The organism is Microvirga tunisiensis, from assembly GCF_009296175.1.
Classification (GTDB): domain Bacteria; phylum Pseudomonadota; class Alphaproteobacteria; order Rhizobiales; family Beijerinckiaceae; genus Microvirga; species Microvirga tunisiensis.
This window is the reverse complement of sequence record NZ_VOSK01000010.1, coordinates 41,376-60,490: the sequence shown is the minus strand read 5'-3', so window position 1 is coordinate 60,490 and position 19,115 is coordinate 41,376. Positions and strand designations below refer to the sequence as shown.

Annotated in this window: 16 protein-coding genes; 11 read left to right on the top strand and 5 right to left on the bottom strand. The window is 63.6% G+C overall.

Going from position 1 to position 19,115, the window contains the following annotated elements:
• Positions 1-68 precede the first annotated feature (68 nt).
• The 5 genes from FS320_RS05725 to FS320_RS05705 all read left to right on the top strand — a co-directional run bounded on the left by FS320_RS05725 (position 69) and on the right by FS320_RS05705 (position 5,653).
• A complete protein-coding gene (locus FS320_RS05725) occupies positions 69-1,670 on the top strand; it encodes an ABC transporter substrate-binding protein (protein ID WP_152710129.1) in 1,602 nt (533 codons plus the stop codon).
• Between the two features lie 65 nt (positions 1,671-1,735).
• Positions 1,736-2,746, top strand: a complete 1,011-nt coding sequence (locus FS320_RS05720; RefSeq protein WP_152710128.1) for an ABC transporter permease subunit — start codon at positions 1,736-1,738, stop codon at positions 2,744-2,746.
• Complete coding sequence (locus tag FS320_RS05715; RefSeq protein ID WP_152710127.1) at positions 2,743-3,654, top strand: ABC transporter permease subunit; 912 nt, start codon at positions 2,743-2,745, stop codon at positions 3,652-3,654. Before FS320_RS05720 ends, FS320_RS05715 begins: the two co-directional genes overlap by 4 nt.
• 2 nt (positions 3,655-3,656) lie before the next feature.
• On the top strand, positions 3,657-4,673 hold the full coding sequence (locus FS320_RS05710) for an ABC transporter ATP-binding protein (protein WP_152710126.1): 1,017 nt from the start codon (positions 3,657-3,659) through the stop codon (positions 4,671-4,673).
• Positions 4,670-5,653 (top strand): dipeptide ABC transporter ATP-binding protein, encoded by a 984-nt coding sequence (locus FS320_RS05705; RefSeq protein ID WP_162002844.1) that lies wholly within the window; start codon positions 4,670-4,672, stop codon positions 5,651-5,653. The genes FS320_RS05710 and FS320_RS05705 overlap by 4 nt, the downstream gene beginning before the upstream one ends.
• Before the next feature lie 6 nt (positions 5,654-5,659).
• On the opposite strand, the gene FS320_RS05700 is transcribed toward FS320_RS05705, so the two are convergent.
• Positions 5,660-7,678, bottom strand: a complete 2,019-nt coding sequence (locus tag FS320_RS05700) for an AI-2E family transporter (RefSeq protein ID WP_152710124.1) — start codon at positions 7,676-7,678, stop codon at positions 5,660-5,662.
• A gap of 194 nt (positions 7,679-7,872) precedes the next feature.
• Here FS320_RS05700 and FS320_RS05695 point away from each other — a divergent pair, with 194 nt between their 5' ends.
• Positions 7,873-8,664, top strand: a complete 792-nt coding sequence (locus FS320_RS05695) for a dienelactone hydrolase family protein (RefSeq protein WP_244626985.1) — start codon at positions 7,873-7,875, stop codon at positions 8,662-8,664.
• A gap of 43 nt (positions 8,665-8,707) precedes the next feature.
• Positions 8,708-10,786, top strand: coding sequence for a M3 family metallopeptidase (locus tag FS320_RS05690; protein ID WP_152710123.1), 2,079 nt, complete (start codon positions 8,708-8,710; stop codon positions 10,784-10,786).
• A 29-nt stretch (positions 10,787-10,815) separates the two neighbouring features.
• On the opposite strand, the gene FS320_RS45075 is transcribed toward FS320_RS05690, so the two are convergent.
• The 4 genes from FS320_RS45075 to FS320_RS05675 form a co-directional block, all read right to left on the bottom strand.
• Positions 10,816-10,992, bottom strand: coding sequence for a hypothetical protein (locus tag FS320_RS45075; RefSeq protein ID WP_153885288.1), 177 nt, complete (start codon positions 10,990-10,992; stop codon positions 10,816-10,818).
• A gap of 87 nt (positions 10,993-11,079) precedes the next feature.
• Positions 11,080-12,081, bottom strand: coding sequence for an aldose epimerase family protein (locus FS320_RS05685; protein WP_152710122.1), 1,002 nt, complete (start codon positions 12,079-12,081; stop codon positions 11,080-11,082).
• Between the two features lie 5 nt (positions 12,082-12,086).
• The gene (locus tag FS320_RS05680) at positions 12,087-12,965 is read right to left on the bottom strand and encodes an SMP-30/gluconolactonase/LRE family protein (RefSeq protein WP_152710121.1); all 879 of its coding nucleotides are present in this window, start codon (positions 12,963-12,965) and stop codon (positions 12,087-12,089) included.
• Between the two features lie 183 nt (positions 12,966-13,148).
• Complete coding sequence (locus FS320_RS05675) at positions 13,149-14,342, bottom strand: amidase (protein ID WP_152710120.1); 1,194 nt, start codon at positions 14,340-14,342, stop codon at positions 13,149-13,151.
• 155 nt (positions 14,343-14,497) lie between these two features.
• On the opposite strand from FS320_RS05675, the gene FS320_RS05670 reads away from it, so the two are divergent.
• The 4 genes from FS320_RS05670 to FS320_RS05655 are packed head-to-tail and all read left to right on the top strand — an operon-like array spanning position 14,498 to position 19,050.
• The gene (locus tag FS320_RS05670; RefSeq protein ID WP_152710119.1) at positions 14,498-15,703 is read left to right on the top strand and encodes an ABC transporter substrate-binding protein; all 1,206 of its coding nucleotides are present in this window, start codon (positions 14,498-14,500) and stop codon (positions 15,701-15,703) included.
• 13 nt (positions 15,704-15,716) lie between these two features.
• A complete protein-coding gene (locus FS320_RS05665; RefSeq protein WP_152710142.1) occupies positions 15,717-17,564 on the top strand; it encodes an ABC transporter permease in 1,848 nt (615 codons plus the stop codon).
• Entirely contained in the window at positions 17,561-18,337 is a 777-nt protein-coding gene (locus FS320_RS05660; protein ID WP_152710118.1) for an ABC transporter ATP-binding protein, read from the top strand. The genes FS320_RS05665 and FS320_RS05660 overlap by 4 nt, the downstream gene beginning before the upstream one ends.
• The gene (locus tag FS320_RS05655) at positions 18,334-19,050 is read left to right on the top strand and encodes an ABC transporter ATP-binding protein (protein ID WP_152710117.1); all 717 of its coding nucleotides are present in this window, start codon (positions 18,334-18,336) and stop codon (positions 19,048-19,050) included. The genes FS320_RS05660 and FS320_RS05655 overlap by 4 nt, the downstream gene beginning before the upstream one ends.
• The last annotated feature ends 65 nt before the right edge of the window (positions 19,051-19,115 follow it).

Below are 19,115 nucleotides of genomic sequence, written 5' to 3'. Positions count from 1 at the left end.
TCGGGGCTTCGCACCTTAACTCCGTCACAGAACGGCCACGAGTAGAGCCGTCTCAGAGGACCTAGGTAATGAAAAAATCAGCCCTTTTCGCAGCCATCTGCGTTCCGGCCTTTCTGGCCGCCGCTCCGCTGGCCGCCAAAACCCTCGTCTACTGCTCCGAGGGCAGCCCAGAAAACTTCTATCCCGGCATCAACACCACCGGCACTTCATTCGACGTGAACGAGCACATCTACGACAACATCGTGGATTTCGAGCGCGGTGGCACGCAGGTTGTTCCCGGCCTCGCCGAGAAATGGGACATCTCGGCTGATGGCACGGTCTATACCTTCCATATCCGCAAGAACGCGAAGTTCCACTCCAATAAGGCTTTCAAGCCGACCCGCAACCTGAACGCCGACGACATTGTGTTCATGCTTGAGCGTCAGTGGAAGGAAGACAATCCTTACTTCAAGGTCACGAGCCCGAACCACTCCTACTTCACGGACATGGGCATGCCCAAGCTGCTGAAGTCGGTGGAAAAGGTCGACGACTACACTGTCCGCATCACCCTCAATCAGCCTGAAGCTCCCTTCCTGTCGAACCTCGCCATGCAGTGGGCCGGCGTCCAGTCGAAGGAATATGCCGACGCCATGCTGAAGGCCGGCACGCCGGAGAAGATCGACCAGGATCCGATCGGCTCGGGCCCGTTCACCCTCGTCAACTACCAGAAGGACGCAATCGTCCGCTTCAAGGCCTTCCCTGAATATTGGGGCGGCAAGGCGAAGATCGACGATCTCGTGTTCGCCATCACCCCGGATGCCTCCGTCCGCTGGGCTAAGCTTCAGAAGGGCGAATGCCATGTGATGCCGTATCCGAACCCGGCTGACATCGAGGCCATCAAGAAGGACCCGAACGTCACGCTTATGGAGCAGGCCGGCCTGAACATCGGCTACCTTGCCTACCAGACCACGAAGAAGCCCTTCGACGACGTGCGCGTCCGCAAGGCCGTCAACATGGCCATGAACAAGAAGGCCATCGTCGATGCCGTCTTCCTCGGCTCCGGCGTTCCGGCCAAGAACCCGATCCCGCCGTCCATGTGGTCGTACAACGACTCCGTGAAGGAAGACGAGTACAACCCCGAAGCGGCCAAGAAGCTTCTGGCGGAAGCTGGCTACCCGAATGGCCTCGAGACCGACCTCTGGGCCATGCCGGTTCAGCGTCCCTACAACCCGAATGCGCGCCGCATCGCCGAGCTCATGCAGGCCGATCTCGCCAAGATTGGCGTGAAGGCTGAAATCAAGAGCTTCGAGTGGGGTGAGTACCGCAAGCGGGCCCAGGCCGGCGAGCACCAGATGGCTCAGCTCGGCTGGACCGGCGATAACGGCGATCCGGACAACTTCCTGCATACCCTGCTGGGCTGCGCCTCGGCGCAGAGCGCTTCCGGCTCGAACATCGCCAAGTGGTGCTACAAGCCGTTCGACGATCTCGTGACGAAGGCGAAGGTCGTGACCAACCAGGCCGAGCGCACCAAGCTCTATCAAGAAGCTCAGAAGATCTTCAAAGAGCAGGCTCCCTGGTTCACGATCGCTCACGCCGTGCAGCTGAAGCCGGTCCGCAAGGAAGTCGTGGATTTCAAGCTCTCGCCGTTCGGCCGCCACACCTTCTACGGCGTGGACCTTAAGGGCAAGTAAGCTAATCCCATCAACCTGCGGCGGAGCGGCTCAAAAAAGCCGCTCCGCCTTTTTACGTTCAGACGATGCTCAGATTCATCTTAACTCGCGTCAGCCTGATCATTCCGACCTTCATCGGAATCACGTTGCTGGCCTTCTTCCTGATCCGCCTGGTGCCAGGCGATCCCATCGAAACGCTTGCCGGCGAGCGCGGCATCGACCCTGCCCGCCACGAGCAGCTCCGCAAGGAATACGGCTTCGATAAGCCGATCATCGTCCAATATGGAATCTACCTGGCCCGCGTCCTTCAAGGCGATCTGGGCAAGTCGATGATCACGCAGGAGCCAGTGCTGAACGAGTTCTCGGCGCTGTTCCCGGCCACCATTGAGCTGGCACTTTGTGCCATCATCTTTGCGCTTGTTCTCGGTCTTCCGGCCGGCATCATCGCTGCGATCAAGCGAAACTCGATCTTCGACCATGGAGTCATGGGCATCTCGCTCGCCGGTTATTCCATGCCGATCTTCTGGTGGGGCTTGATCCTCATCCTGCTGTTTTCGGTGCAGTTCGACCTGACCCCGGTCTCCGGCCGGATCGACGTGCTGTACTACATCGAGCCGATCACCGGTTTCCTGCTGATCGACACGTTGCTCTCCGATGAGCCTGAAGCCTTCTGGTCGGCGGTGAACCACCTGATCCTGCCCACCATCGTGCTCGGCACCGTTCCGCTCGCCGTCATCGCCCGCATGACGCGCTCGGCGATGCTGGAAGTGCTCGGTGAGGATTACATCCGCACCGCCAAGGCCAAGGGACTCTCCCGGTTCCGCATCGTCGCCCTGCATGCCCTGCGCAATGCCCTCATTCCCGTCGTAACGGTGATCGGCCTGCAGGTAGGCGTGCTGTTCACCGGCGCGATCCTCACGGAAACCATCTTTTCCTGGCCGGGCGTCGGCAAATGGCTCATCGATGCCATCTTCCGCCGCGATTATCCCGTACTGCAGGGCGGCGCCCTTCTGCTCGGCGTCGTCGTGATGGGCGTGAACCTTCTCGTCGATCTTGCCTACGGGCTCATCAATCCTCGCATCAGGCATACGCGATGACCACTGAAACCATGGAAGCCCCGGCCGTCGCAGTGCCGACGGCCACCCCGCCCCATCCCCTCCGCGAGTTCTGGGGCTATTTCAGCGCCAACCATGGCGCTGTTGCCGGGCTCGTGATCATTGTCACCGTGGTGCTCGTCGCATTGCTGGCGAACGTGATCGCCCCTCATGACCCCAATGTCACGAACACTGCCATCGCGCTCAAGCCTCCGTTCTGGCAGGAAGGCGGCTCGATAGCTTATCCGCTCGGCACGGACCCCATCGGGCGCGATATCCTGTCCCGTCTGATCTACGGCGCGCGGCTGTCCTTGCTCATCGGCATCGTGGTGGTGTCCATCTCGATCGCGATCGGCACCGTGCTCGGACTCGTGGCAGGCTTCTTCCGTGGCCTGACCGAGATCTTCATCATGCGCCTGATGGATATCGTCCTCACGCTGCCAAGCCTCCTGCTCGCCATCGTGATCGTAGCGGTGCTCGGCCCTGGCCTGATGAATGCGATGCTGGCGGTTGCCCTCGTGATCCTGCCGCATTACGTGCGCCTTGCCCGCGCGGCGGTGATCACCGAAACCTCAAAGGATTATGTGACGGCGGCCCGCGTGAGCGGCGCCGGCACGACGCGATTGATGTTCAAGGAAGTGCTGCCGAACTGCACCGCCCCCCTGATCGTGCAGGCATCCCTCGGCATCTCGACCGCGATCCTGGATGCTGCCGCGCTCGGCTTCCTCGGCCTCGGCGCGCAGCCTCCTTCTCCTGAATGGGGCACCATGCTGGCCGATGCCCGCGAATTCGTGCTTCGCGCCTGGTGGGTCGTGACCTTCCCGGGTCTCGCCATCCTCGTCACGGTGCTTGCCTTCAATCTTCTGGGCGACGGTCTTCGCGACGCCCTCGATCCAAAACTGAAGCGCTGATCATGGCTCTAGTCGAAATTGAAAATCTGTCGGTCGAATTCCCGACCCAAGGCGGCATCATGCGTGCCGTTGATGGCGTGAGCCTCAAGCTCGAGGAGGGCGAGGTTCTCGGCGTCGTGGGCGAATCCGGCTCCGGCAAAAGCGTCACGATGCTGGCCCTCATGGGGCTCATTCCCTTTCCCGGCCGCGTGAGAGCTGACAAGCTCACCTTCAACGGCCGCGACCTCCTGACGATCTCCGACAAGGAGCGGCGCAAGCTTACGGGCAAGGACGTCGCGATGATCTTTCAGGAGCCGATGACGAGTTTGAACCCGTCCTTCACCATCGGTTTCCAGCTCACCGAGACCCTGCGTCTGCACGAGGGTATGGACCGCAAGGCAGCGCGCCGCCGGGTCATCGAACTCCTGGAACAGGTCGGCATTCCCTCGCCGGAAAGCCGCCTCTCCGCCTATCCGCATCAGCTCTCGGGCGGCATGAACCAGCGCGTGATGATCGCCATGGCGATCGCCTGCAATCCGAAGTTGCTGATTGCGGACGAGCCCACCACCGCTCTCGACGTGACGATCCAGGCGCAGATCCTCGACCTGCTCATGACGCTCCAGAAGGAGCGCAACATGGGACTCGTCATGATCACCCACAACATGGGCGTTGTCGCCGACACCGCCAAGCGCGTGATGGTGATGTACGCGGGCCAGATCATGGAGGAGCGTTCCGCGGTGGATCTCTTCGCCTCGCCGCAGCACCCTTACACGGCGGCTCTGCTTGCCGCTCTCCCGGAGCGCAGCGAAGGCGGGCGCCTTGCGACGATCCCTGGTGTGGTTCCCGGCCTCTACGACCGCCCGAGGGGCTGCCTGTTCAGCCCGCGCTGCGCCTATGCCACGGAGCATTCGCGCAGCGTGCGCCCTGACCTGCGCCCCTGGGCCGGCGGCCATATCCGCTGCCATTATCCGCTCGGCGATCCGAACCGGAATGCCGAAATCAAACACGATCACCCCATTGGGACGGAGGCTGCGTCGTGAGCACTCCCGTTGTCGAAGCCAAAGGCCTGAAGCAGGTCTACAAGGTCAAACGCGGCCTGTTCAAGGAGCCAGGCCATCTGCAGGCCGTCGGCGGCATTTCCTTTGCCATCGAGCCCGGCAAGACGCTCGCCGTCGTGGGTGAATCCGGCTGCGGCAAGTCCACGCTCGCGCGCATGGTGACGCTCATCGAGAAGCCGACGGAAGGTTCGCTCTCTCTCGACGGCATCGATGCGGTCCATCCGCCGTCGAATTATGCCAGGGAGCTGCGCCGCATGGTGCAGCTGGTGTTCCAGAACCCTTACGGCTCGCTCAACCCGCGCAAGAAAGTGGGTACGATCCTGGAAGAGCCGCTCGCCATCAACACCAAGCTGTCCTCTTCGGAGCGCACCGAGCGAGCGCGGGCAATGATGGCGAAGGTGGGTTTGCGGCCGGAGCACTACAATCGCTATCCGCACATGTTCTCAGGCGGACAGCGCCAGCGCATCGCAATTGCTCGCGCACTCATGCTCTCGCCGAAGCTCGTGGTCGCGGACGAGCCAGTATCGGCCCTCGATGTGTCGATTCAGGCTCAGGTGCTCAACCTTCTCGCCGATCTGCAACAGGAGATGGGCCTTGCCTATCTCTTCATCTCGCACGATCTCGGCGTCGTCCGGCACATCGCCCATGACGTGCTCGTCATGTATCTCGGCCACGCGGTCGAGCACGGTCCGAAGGACAGGATCTACGCCCGTCCGCTGCACCCCTATACGCAGGCGCTTCTCTCCTCCACGCCCGGCATCACCGGCGTGAAGCGCAAGCGCATCGTGCTCAAAGGCGAACTGCCCTCGCCGCTTAACCCGCCGAAAGGCTGCGTGTTCTCGACCCGCTGCCCCTATGTGACCGAGCGCTGCAAGGTGGAGCGTCCGCAATTGCGCGAACTCGACGGCCGTCAGGTCGCCTGCCACTACGCCGAGAACTTTCTCAAGGAAGCCGCAGCTTAAACCGAGTCAAGCCGGCAACGGCAGTCGCTTGGCTGCCGTTGCCTCTTCGGCCGCGGACGTATTGGCCGGTTCCGGCAGCTTTTCCTCGCCCGTTGCCACTTTCAGGCCCTGCACCACTGCTTCCCTTAAGGACGAGACATAGTAATTGGCGCCCAGGGTGGCGCGCATCGTCTCGCTTTTCAGAATCGCATCTTCCGCAGGCCAGAGACCGACCAGGGTCGGAGCCTTCGCCTTCTGCTTCAGCCGGCGCAGCAGATATCGCAGATGCGCCGGCGTGCCGCTGATCTCCAGGTAGCTGATGCACACCATCTGCACGCCGGACATGTCGAGATTGAAGATCTCCCGGCGCGACACGGCCGAATGCGGGATAACGCGGGTGCCCAGCCCATGCTTGCTCAGAAGCTGCGCCAGCATCTCCGATGCGGCCTCATCTAGCGGGCCGCGTCCGGCGACGCACAGAATCGCTCCTTCCGCTCTCCAGGCTTCGGGAATATTGCTTTCCGGCGGCATCGGCTGCGTCACCGCCGGTTCTTTGTTGGCAGGCTTTTCGCTCGCGGGTGCCGCGACGGGCTCGTCCTTGGTCTCGTGCGGGTGAGGTTCCACATCGTCGTGGCTGCCGAGGTCCTGCACCAATGCCCGGATCACATCCTTGACCTGTTCGAGCTGGAGCTTGGTGAGGACCCCACGGGTGGCATCGTTGGCGGCAAGCTGAAGCCCCCTCAGAGCAACCTCGTCGTAATAGGATGTGAGCGAGCGTTCCTTCAGCAGGAGTTCCGCCGATTCCAATGCCTCGTCCGGATCGCCGGCGAGCATGCGCTGGTAGAGGTTCTCGGCCGGCGTCAGCGCAGGCCGGTCGCCGAGCAACACATCCAAAAATTCAAGCCGCTCCACGTGTCGGCCCAGCACCACCAGGCAGAGCGTCAGGGGGGTTGCGATGAGCAGGCCCACAGGCCCCCAAAGCCAGGTCCAGAAGATCGCCGAGATGACGACGGCGAAGGGCGAGAGGCCCGTGCTCTGTCCATACACGATCGGCTCGACCACGTGCCCCATCAGCGGCTCGCCGATGAGGAACAGTGCCAGTGTCATGAGCGCCATCGACCAACCCGGATCGACAGCGGCGGCGAGCAGGATCGGCGGCAGAGCTGCAACGAAGGAGCCGATATAGGGCACGAAGCGCATCAGCGCGGCGAACACCCCCCACAGGATGGGGCTTGGCACCCCGATCAGCCATAAGCCAATGGCAGCCACGACGCCGAAAGCGGCATTCAGCGCGAGCTGGGTCAGAAAATACCGGCTGAGCCGGCGCGCCGCATCGTCCATGGCAGCCGTGGTCCGATGAAGGTCGCTGGCGCCGAACAGGCGGATCATGCGATCGCGCAGATCCTCCCGCTGCATGAGGATGAAGACCAGGACCACGAATACGATGCCTGTGGTTGCCAGCGGCTCAAGCAGGGGCAGAAGGAGGTCTCTGGCCATCTGGGCCGGGGTCGGTTCCGGCTCATGGACCTCCACAGGCAGTGGGCCCGACTCCTCGGCGGCCGGAGGCGCGGGGGCGCTGGAAGAGGCCGGCGCCTGCTGCTCCGGCGGCGGTTCGGCGACGGCTTTATCGAAGCGGCGGCCGAAATCCTTCAGGAGAGCCGGCAGCTTTCCGAGCGTCCCCTCCCTTAATGAGCCGACCTTGCTCTCGATCGTGGTTTGATAGCGGGGGATGTCAGAGGCGAGGCCGGCGACCTGGAAGCCGATAGTGGTACCGAGAGACAGGATGATGCCCAAGGCGACGAGCACCGCAATGATGACGGCCGGCACGCGGCCCATGTGCCACTTGCGCATCATGTCGACGAAAGGCGCGAGCACGAAAGCCAGGAGGATGGCGAGCACCACTGGCAGGAACACGTCCTGACCCACATAGAGGGCAGCCAGCACGACGACAGCCACGGCCAGGGTCAGCAGTCCAGAGAGGCCCGGAACGCCGGGAGGCTGAATTTCCGTCTCCGGGGGAGGCACGGGAGCTGGTGTGGGGCGCATACGGTCAATCTCTGCTGAGCCGCGAGACGATCTCGCCGACCTGCAAACAACGCCTCCAAGGGCCAAACGATCCTTGAGCAGAGCAGGAAGCTTGTCTGTTCGAGAAAAGCTGGGACCTTTTGCCATCTGCAAGCACGGGAAAGCCGATCCCATCTCCCAAAGATCCCGATAGTCCCGCCTTAACGCCCAGCCCCATGTCGATCACCAGACGCAGTATCCTGATCGGTGCAGCCCTTGCTGCCTCTTCGACCGCTCATGCCCAACAGGACAAGCCGAACGCAATGCCAGTCACCACCCAACGAAGCAGCTTCAAAAGTGGAGGCAAGGCCATTGCCGTCGAAACCTTCCAGACGGCCGGCTCCTCGCCCCGTCCCACGGTTCTCATGCTCCATGGCGCTGATGGCCTGAACTATAATACGCAGTACCGCGAGGGCGCCCGCGATGTCGCGGCGGCCGGCTACCAAGTTCACCTCGTTCACTATCTCGACCGCACGGGCGAGAAGCGGGCCTCTTTCAGCACCCTGTTCCAGAACTTCATGCCCTGGATGGGCACGGTACAGGATGCGCTCGCCTTCGCGTCGGATCATCCGGGAGCCGACCAACATCGCATCGGCATCATCGGGATCTCGCTCGGAGCGGCACTGGGACTTGCCGTGGCGAGCACGGATCCGCGCGTGAGGGCGCTGGTGAACTATTTCGGGCCGCTGCCGCAGGGTGCAATCGCCACCACGTCCAAGCTGCCGCCAACCCTGGTCCTGCACGGCTCGGCCGATCCCATCGTGCCGGTGGCGAACGCCTATGCGATCGAGGCGCTGCTGCGCCAACAGAGCGTGCCGCATGAAATCAAGGTCTATCCCGGACAGGGCCACGGCTTCAGGGGGGCGGCGGAAGACGATGCGACCGCCCGGTCCCTGGAGTTCCTGCAGCGTCATCTCGCGGGCACGGCGGCTCCGGCGAACGCCGGCCCCCTTTCCGCGAACGGATGAGATGATTAAGACTAAGCCCTTTCATTCAGAGGCAGGACCGATCATGACGGCTTCAGACACAGCTCTTTCAGGCAATCCTCTCCTTGCATCCTGGACCACCCCTTTCGGTCTTCCGCCCTTCGAGAGCATCGCACCGGAGCATTACAAACCTGCCTTCGACACGGCGCTCGCCGAGCAGCAGGCGCAGATCGCGGCCATTGCCGACAATGCGGAGGTGCCGACCTTCGCCAACACCATCGAAGCGCTGGAGATGAGCGGACAGACGCTGAAGAAGGTCGGTGGTGTGTTCTTCAATCTTGCCGGTTCGCACACCAATGATGCGATCCAGGCCGTCGAGCGCGAGATGGCTCCGATCCTTGCCAAGCACCGCAACAGCATCTTCATGAACGAGGCGCTCTACAAGCGCGTGGCGGCGCTCTACGAGAAGCGCGACAGCCTCGGTCTTTCCTCTGAGCAGGCCCGCGTCCTCGACCGTTACCACACCATTTTCGTGCGCGCCGGTGCGAAGCTCGGACTGGACGAGAAGAAGCGCCTCGCCGCCATTACCGAGAGGCTGGCGAGTCTTGGCACTCATTTCTCGCAGAACGTGCTGGCGGACGAGAAATCCTATCAGCTCGTTCTCGAGGGCGAAGCCGATCTCGAAGGTCTGCCGTCTTTCCTACGCGAAGCAGCGGCTCAGGCTGCCGAGGAGCGCGGGCTGAAGGGCAAGTATGTGATCACCCTCTCCCGCTCCAGCATTGAGCCTTTCCTGCAATTCTCCAAGCGGCGCGATCTACGCGAGCAGGCTTTCAAAGCCTGGGCAGCGCGCGGCGACAATGGCAATGCTACCGACAACAAGGCGATCATCGCCGAGACGGCGGCCTTGCGTGCGGAGCGGGCGAAACTTCTCGGCTACGAGACGTTCTCCGATTTCAAGCTCGCCGACACGATGGCAAAGACACCCGACAACGTGCAGAAGCTCCTGAACGACGTCTGGACGCCGGCCATCGCCCGCGCGAAAAGGGAGCGCGACGATCTGCAGGCCCAGGCACAATCGATCGGCGACAATATCGTCATCGAGCCGTGGGACTGGCGCTATTATGCCGATCAGGTCCGCATGGCGCGTCACAATCTCGATGAAGCGACCATCAAGCCCTATTTCCAGCTCGACCGGATCATCGAGGCTTCGTTCGAGACGGCGCACCGGCTCTTCGGTCTCAGCTTCGAGGAGCTGAAGGACTTCCCGCGCTATCACCCTGACATCCGCGCTTGGCAGGTGTTGGATGCAGGCGGCAATCACATCGGTACCTTCATCGGGGATTATTTCGCGCGCTCGTCCAAGCGCAGCGGCGCCTGGATGAGCGCCTTCCGCTCGCAGGAAAAGCTTACCGGCGATATCCGGCCGATCATCGTCAACGTGATGAACTTCGCCAAGGGTGCCGCGGGTGAGCCGTCGCTCCTGAGTTTTGATGATGCGCGCACGCTGTTCCATGAGTTCGGCCATGGCCTGCACGGCCTGCTCTCGAACGTAACCTATCCGCTTCTTGCCGGCACGGCCGTGTCGACGGATTTCGTGGAGCTTCCCTCGCAGCTCTACGAGCACTGGCTGTCGCAGCCTGACATCCTGCGTTGGTATGCAACCCATTACCGGACCGGCGAACCGATTCCGGAAGAACTGCTCGAACGTCTGATGGCCGCGCGCAATTTCAACCAGGGCTTCGCCACGGTCGAATATCTGTCCTCCGCCTTCGTCGATCTGGCGCTTCACCGCCGCAAGGATCTAGGCAATCTCGACGTGTCGGCTTTCGAGGCGGAAACCCTGCGGACGATCGGCATGCCGCGCGAGATCATCATGCGGCATCGCACGCCGCATTTCACGCATGTATTTTCCGGCGATGGCTATTCGTCGGGCTATTACAGCTATCTCTGGTCGGAGGTGCTGGATGCAGACGCCTTCACGGCTTTCAAAGAGACGGGCGATGCCTTCAACAAGGACATGGCGGACAAGCTGAAGCGCTTCATCTACTCAGCCGGCAATCTGCGCGACCCGGCCGAGGCCTATACGGCCTTCCGCGGGCGCCTGCCGACCGCAGACGCGCTTCTTGCCAAGCGCGGATTGGCGGCCGTGGTTGAAGATGCGTGAGAAAAGCTGGCGGGCCTGAAAATGGCCCGTCACGCCGCGCCGGTCGCGAACTCCCTTGACCGCTTCAGCGCGTAGAACCGGATCTTGACGATCCGGGATGCTTCCTTGGGGGGCGCCTGCGGCACGGGCATAGGACGCAAAACACTCTTCAGGAAGGCCGCTCCCTTTGGGTCGATCTCCAAGGCTTTCGCATCGAGCACCGGCATGGGGAACTATCCCTTCTTGGTTCGTGTTTGACCGGAAACGCAACGCCTACAAAGAAGAACAATTCCACAAAAGCAAAGTTCCCTCGCTCAACGAGAGAACCGGAGCTCGCTGACCTGTCGGGAAACCTGCCCGCGCGGCAGGATAGACGATGGAAAATGGGCTTTATTGGGGCTGTCGGGGAAGCGCTGCGGCTCCAGGCAAAGCCCGCCATGGCGGCCGTACTGGGTGCCGCCCAAGCCCTGGACCGGCATGTCGATCAGATGACCGTCATAGAACTGAACGCCGGGCTCCGTGGTCCACAATTCCATAGAGAGACCATTCTGGCGTGACTCCAGTGTCGCCGCGCGGCGAAGCTCGCCATAGGGCCCGCGCAGCACGTAGTTGATGTCGTAGAGGGTGGGCTGCGCCCCATGGATCGGCCTCGGCGCTGTGAAATCGTAGTCGGTGCCTGCAACCGACACGATCTCGCCCGTCGGAATGAGATCGGGCCGGGTCGGCGTGATGAAGTCGCCTGCGATCGTCAGCTCATGGGAGGAAATGTCGGGGCCGCCGTCAAGGTTGAAATAGCCATGGGTGGTGAGGTTGACCGGCGTCGGCATGTCGGTCGTCGCCTCAAGCTCGATCCGAAGGCGAAGCGACGGCAGGAGGGTATAGGTGCAGGTCGCCACGAGGCGGCCCGGATAGCCCATGTCGCCGTCTTCGGACACCAAGCTCAGGGTTACGCTGGAAGACGTGTGGTCGACGATGCTCCACAGGCGCGTGCCGAAGCCCTTGCTGCCTCCGTGAAGCTGGTTCTCGCCCTCGTTGGCATCGAGCCCGTAGGTCTCGCCGTTCAGAATGAATTGTGCCTTCCCGATACGGTTGCCGTAGCGCCCGACGATGGCACCGAAATAAGGGGAATGGGCGACGTAATCCTCAATGGAATTCAGACCCAGCACCACCCGCTGCGAGCTCCCGGCCAGTGGCACGGCGAGATCCCGCACCACGGCGCCCCAGGTGAGGACCTGCATCGCGATGCCGTCCGGTCCCGTCAGCGAGACCTGCAGCACATCCTGCCCGTTCAAGGTGCCGAAACGCTCGATAGTCATGATCCCTACCCCTCGAAAATGTGGGCCTGAAGGCCACGAACGTCTGTCTCGACCTTGAAGAGATGGCCTGCCATCACGTCGATATGCGGATCGCGGCCGATGGCCGCCGTGGTGATGTAGAGCGTGGTGAGATCGGGCCCGCCGAAGGCGCATTTCGTCACCTGCGCCGTGGGAACGGGCACGATGCGTTCGACCGAACCGTCCGGCGCGAAGCGGGTGATGCGCGAAGCGCCCCAGTGGCAGACCCAGACATAACCCTCCGCATCGACCGCCATGCCATCCGGATGGGCCCACCCTTCTTCGAAGCGGACGAATGGGCGCGGCTTGCCGATCTGGCCTCCTTGAGCATCCAGAACATAGACCGTTCCATCCATCGTGTCGGTTGCGTAAAGCATCTGCCCGTCCGGGCTGAAGGCCGGTCCGTTGGTGACGACGATGCCGGAATGGAACTGGGTCAGCTCCTTGCCGTCCCAGCGCCAGAAGGCACCCGAGCCCTCTTTCTCCTCATCGTCCATGGTGCCGAAATAGATGGCGCCGTCCGGTCCCACATGGCCGTCGTTGATGCGGTTGTTCGGCTTGTCCTTGTCGGGAGACACGATGGGCTGCACTTCGCCGGTCCTGAGATTGAAGCGGGCAAGCCCCGACTTGAAGCCGGCGACGACCACATCCTGGTCGGGCGTCAGGGCGATGAAGCCCACCCGTTCCGGCGCGTCGACGCGAAAATGCTCCGTCGTCTCCGGATGGTAACGCCAGATGCCCGGGTTCTTGATGTCGACCCAGAAGAGCGTGTTCGAGCGATGGTCCCAGACGGGTCCTTCGCCCACGATGCAGGCACTCGCCACCGCCACATGAGGTGTTTCCGGATGAACGGCTGGATGTGTCATGTTTCTTCCCCTTAGGGCATCGGACCCAGAAGTGACCCCACTTCTGGGTCCGATGCTCAATCCCTTAAATGGCGCATCGTTCGGTCCGGGAAACCGTGTCCACGTTTTCGCACGATGCGCTCGAGGCGGTTTGTGTGCTCCCTCGCTCCTGCCGGTAACTCCGGCCAGGCGGGATGGGTCCCGTCATTCGGATGCGCTGTCGGCGATTCGGTGTGCCAGTGCAACAAGACTCATATCGGACCCGGCCGGTCCCATGAGCGACAGCCCCAGGGGCGCGCCGGATCGGGACGCGAGCGGGATCGAGACCTGCGGCAGGCCCGACAGAACCGACAGGCAGAGCAGGTTCAGGGCGTTGTTGCGATAATCGTTCAGGGCCTCGTCACTCTCCGAGAGCAGCGGCGCGATGTCGGGCATGGTCGGCAGGATCAGCACTGCGTCATCGGCGAGGAGCGCGCCGAACCGCTTACGGAAAGCCGCCCGAATCACCTGAGCTTCCGCCACTTGCGCATCCGTCACGGCCCTCGAGAACTCGAACCGGTCGGCTACGCCGGGGCCGAGAGGCGGATGGTAGCGCTCGATCATCGGTCCATCGACCGTCCAGGCCTCGCGGCTCTGGATATAGCGCATCGCCCAGTAAAGGGCCGTGAAGCCGTCCGGCGCCGCCTCGGTCTGCTCCGGCTGGCCGAGCACTCCTTCCGCTTGACGCAGCGCCGGGGCAAGCGCCTCTCGCACCTCTTTGTGGAGAAGGGCAAAGGCGTCGCGCGCCAGGAGTACCCGTGGGCTCGGCTGCAGCGGCTGGGGATCCTTCCCGAGCAGCACCTCGCCGACCCGGGCGAAAGTGGCGCCGTCGCGGGTGAAATATCCGCAGGTGTCGAAGGAGGGCGCAAGATCGTGGCACCCTTCGAGGCTCACCCGGCCATGGGTCGGACGAATGCCGAAGAGGCCGCAATGGTTGGCCGGCGCCCGCACGGACCCGCCCGTATCGGTGCCGAGCGCGAAATCGCACAGCCCGTTCGAGACGGCAGACGCCGAGCCCGAGGACGAGCCGCCCGGAATGCGATCCGGCGCACCGCCGTTCACCGGCGCGCCGAAATGGGCGTTCTTGCCGCTCATGGAAAAGGCCAGCTCGTCGGTGATCGTCTTGCCGACGAGACGGGCGCCCGAATCGAGAAGCCTCTGCACCGTGGGTGCCGTCCGGGTCTTGGTGCCAGACATGGCAAGCATGTGGGGCGATCCCGCACTCGTCGGGTAGCCGGCCACATCGAACAGATCCTTGGCGGCGAAGGTCAGACCCGACAGCGGGCCGCTCGATGCATGGGGGACTGGAATGGCCGGGTAAGGCATGAAAGCATGGGCGGGGTCTCGATCGAGGAGCATGGGCCTGTCCGGGTTCAGGGAACGAAGGCGGCGAATGTGTCATTGCCTCCCTGGCTCAAGCAAGGCAGGAATTCACGAAGCTCGGCAGTTTGGGCTTTCTTCGAACCGGGATTGGCCCTAAATCCACGCAGGTTCTCGTTTGCAAGGAACGTGCAATGGCGAAGATTTCGACGATCCGCTGGCTGGCTCTTGGAGCAGCGCTCGCGCTCGGAGCGCCGGCGGTTCACGCGCAGCAGGCCCCGATCAAGATCGGCGAACTGAATTCCTATGCGCAATGGGCGGCCTTCACCGTGCCCTATCGCAACGGCTGGCAGATGGCCCTCGACGAGATCAACGCCAAGGGCGGAGTGCTGGGCCGCAAGCTCGAGATCGTCTCGCGCGACGACGGCGCGACCACAGGCAGCGCCACCCGCGTGGCGGACGAGCTCGTGAGCCGCGAGGGCGTATCGCTGCTCTTCGGCTCGTTCCTGTCGAATGTCGGCGTCGCCATGGCGGATTTCGCCAACCAGAAGAAGATCGTCTACATCGCCGCCGAACCCCTGACCGATGCCGTCACCATGGCACAGGGCAACCGCTACACCTTCCGCATCCGGCCCAACAACTTCATGCAGGTCGGCATGCTGGTGGATCAGGCCAAGGCCTCGGGCGCGAAGCGCTGGGCCATCGTCGCGCCGAACTACGAATACGGCCAATCGGCGGCGGCCGTCTTCAAGCGCCTGATCCAGGAGCGGGTGCCTGGAGCCCAGATCGTCGCAGAGCAATATCCGGCGCTCGGCAAGATCGAGGCGGGCGCCACCGCCTCGGCGCTCGAACAGGCCAAGCCAGACGGCATCTTCAACGTGCTCTTCGGACCCGACCTCACCCAGTTCGTGCGCGAGGGCAACACCCGCGGCCTCTTCGAGGGCGCGACGGTCCTCTCGCTCCTCACCGGCGAGCCCGAATGGCTCCTGCCCCTGAAGGACGAGGTGCCCGCGGGCTGGACCGTGACCGGCTATCCCTGGGACGAGGTCAAGGAACCGACGCACAAGGCCTTCGTCGATGCCTATCGCGCCAAGTACAACGAGACGCCGCGTCTCGGCTCGCTCCTCGGCTATATGGTCGTCAACATGATCCGCGACGCCATCGACCGCGCGGGCTCCACGGAGACCGAGGCGATCATCAAGGCGCTCGAGGATGCGAAGTTCGACACCGTCATCGGTCCCGTCACCATGCGCGGCATCGACAACCAGTCCACCATGGGGGCCTGGGTCGGCAAACTCGTGCTCAAGGGCGCCGCCGGCGGCATGACGGACTGGACCTACAAGGACGGCACGTCGTTCATGCCGACCGAGGCCGAGGTGAAGGCAGTACGGAAGGATTAGCGGATTGCTGGCGCTGGATCCCTCCTTCCTCGCCGTTCAGGCCCTCAGCGGCCTCTCCAGCGCTTCATCGCTTTTCATCACTGCCTGCGGACTGACCATCGTCTTCGGCGTCACGCGGATCGTGAATTTCGCGCACGGCTCGCTCTACATGATCGGCGCCTATACGGCCGCGACCCTGGTGCCGCGCCTGCTCGAACTCTCGTTCGGGCCGGTTACCTTCTGGGCCGGCATCCTGGCCTCGGCGCTCATCGTCGGCATCATCGGCGTGATCATCGAAGTCCTGCTCCTGCGGCGCATCTACGGCGCACCGGAACTGTTCCAGTTGCTTGCCACCTTCGGTGTCGTGCTGGTGGTGCAGGATCTCGTTGTGCAGGTGTTCGGGCCGGAGGATATTCTGGGGCCGCGCGCACCGGGATTGCGCGCACCCGTGGAAATTCTCGGACGGCGCTTTCCTTCCTACGAACTCGTGCTGATCGCGGCCGGTCCCATCGTGCTGGGGCTCGTGTGGCTTCTCCTGCGCAAGACGCGGTTCGGCGTGCTGGTGCGCGCGGCGACGCAGGATCGCGACATGGTGGCGTCGCTGGGTGTCAATCAGGCCATGCTGTTCACGGGCACGCTGTTTCTCGGCGCATTCCTGGCCGGACTCGGCGGCGCGCTTCAGATCCCGCGCGTCTCGGCCAATGCCGGCATGGATCTCTCCATCATCGTCGAGGCCTTCGTTGTCACGGTGGTCGGCGGTATGGGCAGCGTGCCCGGCGCGTTCCTTGCAGCACTCATCATCGGGCAGCTGCAGGCGTTCGGAATCCTGGTCTTTCCGAAGAGCACCCTCGTCGTGGTGTTCCTGCTCATGGCCGTGGTGCTGGCGATCCGACCCTACGGTCTCTTCGGGCGTGCCGAGGTCATCGGGGGAACCCATGCGGTGGGCATCGCCAGCCACAAGCCCCTGCCCGGCCGTCCGTTCATCCTGCTCGCCGTCATCGCGGCGCTCGCCTGCTTCCCGCTGCTGGCCGATGCGTACTTGCTGAAGGTCGCGACCGAGATCCTGATCTTCGCGCTCTTCGCCTTCAGCCTGCAGCTTCTCATCGGGGTCGGTGGGCTCGTGAGCTTCGGCCATGCAGCGTTCTTCGGCCTAGGGGCTTATGGATCGGCCCTTGCCGTAAAGTGGCTCGGCACGTCGATGGTGGCGGCTCTCCCCCTCGGACTCGCATTGGCAGCTTTGGGCGCGGCACTGATCGGCGCCTTCGTGGTCCGCCTGTCAGGCATCTATCTCGCCATGATGACGCTTGCTGCCGCCCAGATCCTCTACGCGGTTGCCTTCCAATGGGTCAACGTGACCGGCGGCGACAACGGCATCGTTGGCGTATGGCCGTCGAGCTGGGCCAGCGGGCCGATGCCCTATTATCTGCTGACCGCCGCACTGACGCTCGTCACGGTGCTGCTTTTGAAGTGGATCATCGACGCACCGTTCGGCTATGCCTTGCGGGCCGCCCGCGACTCGGAAGCCCGCGCGGAAGCGATCGGCCTGAAGGTCCGCCAACACCGCTGGCTCGCCTTCGTGATCTCCGGGGCTGCAGCCGGACTTGCGGGTGGCCTCTATGCCTTCTCCCGCGGCTCGGTGGATCCGAGTCTGCTCGGCATCTCGACCTCCGTCGATGCGCTCACCATGCTGCTCCTCGGCGGCATTCAGACGGTGACGGGTCCGCTCGTCGGTGCCGCCGTCCTGCACTTCCTGCGCGATCTGATCATGCCGCTCACGCCCCTCTGGCGGCTTCTGCTGGGCCTGAGCATCATCGCCATGGTGCTGATCTTTCCGCGCGGCCTTGTGGGCACTGTGCAACATTGGCGAGAGGAGCGCGCATGACGCTTCTTGCCGTGACCGGCCTGCACAAATCCTTCGGCGGCGTGATGGCGGCCCGGGACGTGGAGTTCACCGTCGAGCGTGGCGAGATGCTCGCCATCATCGGCCCCAACGGAGCCGGCAAGTCCACCGTGTTCAACATGGTCGGCGGCCAGTTGAGACCTGATCGCGGCCAGGTTCTGCTCGACGATCAGGATATTACCCATGCCTCGCCGCAGAAGCGCTTTCGCCGCGGCGTGGGACGCACCTTCCAGGTGGCGCAGACCTTTCTCTCCATGAGCGCGGTGGAGAACGTGCAGATGGCGCTGATCAGCTGCCATCGTCAAAGCAACGGTCTCTGGACCCCGGCCCGGGAGCGCCATCGCGAGAAAGCGGTCGCGCTGCTCTCTCAGGTGGGCATGGTGGAGGCGGCGGATATCCCCTGCTCCGCGCTGGCCTATGGCGACGTGAAGCGGGTGGAACTGGCCATCGCGCTGGCCGGAGAGCCCAAGCTCCTTCTCATGGACGAGCCCACGGCCGGCATGGCGCCGCGCGAGCGGGCGGAACTGATGGATCTCACCGCGTCCATCACCGCCTCGCAAGGGATCGGCGTGCTCTTCACCGAACATGACATGGATGTGGTCTTCGGCCACGCGGCCCGGGTGCTCGTGCTCCTGCGCGGCCAGATCATCGCCGCCGGAACGCCGGACGAGATCCGCCAGGATCCCCAAGTCAGGCGGGCCTACCTTGGCGACGAGCATGCCCTGGAGCGGCCGAAAGGATTGAGCCCCGCATGAGACGAGACGCGCTGCTCGATGTCCGGAACCTCAGCGCCTTCTATGGCCGGGCGCAGGTGCTGTTCGGCCTGTCGATTCATCTCTATCCGGGCGAGGTGGTGGCGCTCGTCGGCCGCAACGGCGCCGGCAAGACCACGACCTTGAAGGCCATCATGGGGTTGATTTCGGCGTCCGCCACCCATGCGACCTTCAAGGGGCACTCCCTCGGCAAGCTTCCGACCTACAAGGTCGCCCGCCTGGGGCTCGGCTACGTGCCCGAAGACCGGCGCATCTTCACCGATCTCACCGTCGAGGAGAATTTGGAGACGGGGCGCCGGCCGGCCGGCGCCGGCCGCTCGCCCTGGACGCCCGAGCGACTCGTCCGGCTCTTCCCGAACCTCGCCGAGATGCGTGGGCGGCGCGGCAACCAGATGTCCGGCGGCGAGCAGCAAATGCTCTCCATCGCCCGCACCCTCATGGGCAACCCGGATGCGATCCTGCTCGACGAGCCCTCCGAGGGCATCGCCCCGGTCATTGTCCAGATGATGGCCGAGGCGATCCGGGCCATGAAGGCCGAAGGCGTAGCGGTGCTCCTCTCCGAGCAGAACTGGGCCTTTGCCGCCGGCATCAGCGACCGGGCCTGCGTCATCGAGCGCGGTGAGATCCGCTTCCAGGGCTCCATGGCCGAGCTTATGGCCGATGAGGCCTTGCGGGCGGAAACCCTCGGTGTTTGATGCGCTAAAGCGTTGACGGAAGAGGCTTGAAGGGCGATATGCAGCCCATCCGGCGCCCGTTCCGC

What these genes read in the sequence shown, in the direction of transcription:
- FS320_RS05690 (WP_152710123.1), top strand. Translation starts at nt 8,708, where the DNA reads ATGACGGCTTCAGACACAGCTCTTTCAGGCAATCCTCTCCTTGCATCC.
- FS320_RS05675 (WP_152710120.1), bottom strand. Translation starts at nt 14,342, where the DNA reads ATGCTCCTCGATCGAGACCCCGCCCATGCTTTCATGCCTTACCCGGCC.
- FS320_RS05710 (WP_152710126.1), top strand. Translation starts at nt 3,657, where the DNA reads ATGGCTCTAGTCGAAATTGAAAATCTGTCGGTCGAATTCCCGACCCAA.
- FS320_RS05720 (WP_152710128.1), top strand. Translation starts at nt 1,736, where the DNA reads ATGCTCAGATTCATCTTAACTCGCGTCAGCCTGATCATTCCGACCTTC.
- FS320_RS05680 (WP_152710121.1), bottom strand. Translation starts at nt 12,965, where the DNA reads ATGACACATCCAGCCGTTCATCCGGAAACACCTCATGTGGCGGTGGCG.
- FS320_RS05660 (WP_152710118.1), top strand. Translation starts at nt 17,561, where the DNA reads ATGACGCTTCTTGCCGTGACCGGCCTGCACAAATCCTTCGGCGGCGTG.
- FS320_RS05685 (WP_152710122.1), bottom strand. Translation starts at nt 12,081, where the DNA reads ATGACTATCGAGCGTTTCGGCACCTTGAACGGGCAGGATGTGCTGCAG.
- FS320_RS05700 (WP_152710124.1), bottom strand. Translation starts at nt 7,678, where the DNA reads ATGCGCCCCACACCAGCTCCCGTGCCTCCCCCGGAGACGGAAATTCAG.
- FS320_RS45075 (WP_153885288.1), bottom strand. Translation starts at nt 10,992, where the DNA reads ATGCCGGTGCTCGATGCGAAAGCCTTGGAGATCGACCCAAAGGGAGCG.
- FS320_RS05695 (WP_244626985.1), top strand. Translation starts at nt 7,873, where the DNA reads ATGTCGATCACCAGACGCAGTATCCTGATCGGTGCAGCCCTTGCTGCC.
- FS320_RS05655 (WP_152710117.1), top strand. Translation starts at nt 18,334, where the DNA reads ATGAGACGAGACGCGCTGCTCGATGTCCGGAACCTCAGCGCCTTCTAT.
- FS320_RS05725 (WP_152710129.1), top strand. Translation starts at nt 69, where the DNA reads ATGAAAAAATCAGCCCTTTTCGCAGCCATCTGCGTTCCGGCCTTTCTG.
- FS320_RS05670 (WP_152710119.1), top strand. Translation starts at nt 14,498, where the DNA reads ATGGCGAAGATTTCGACGATCCGCTGGCTGGCTCTTGGAGCAGCGCTC.
- FS320_RS05715 (WP_152710127.1), top strand. Translation starts at nt 2,743, where the DNA reads ATGACCACTGAAACCATGGAAGCCCCGGCCGTCGCAGTGCCGACGGCC.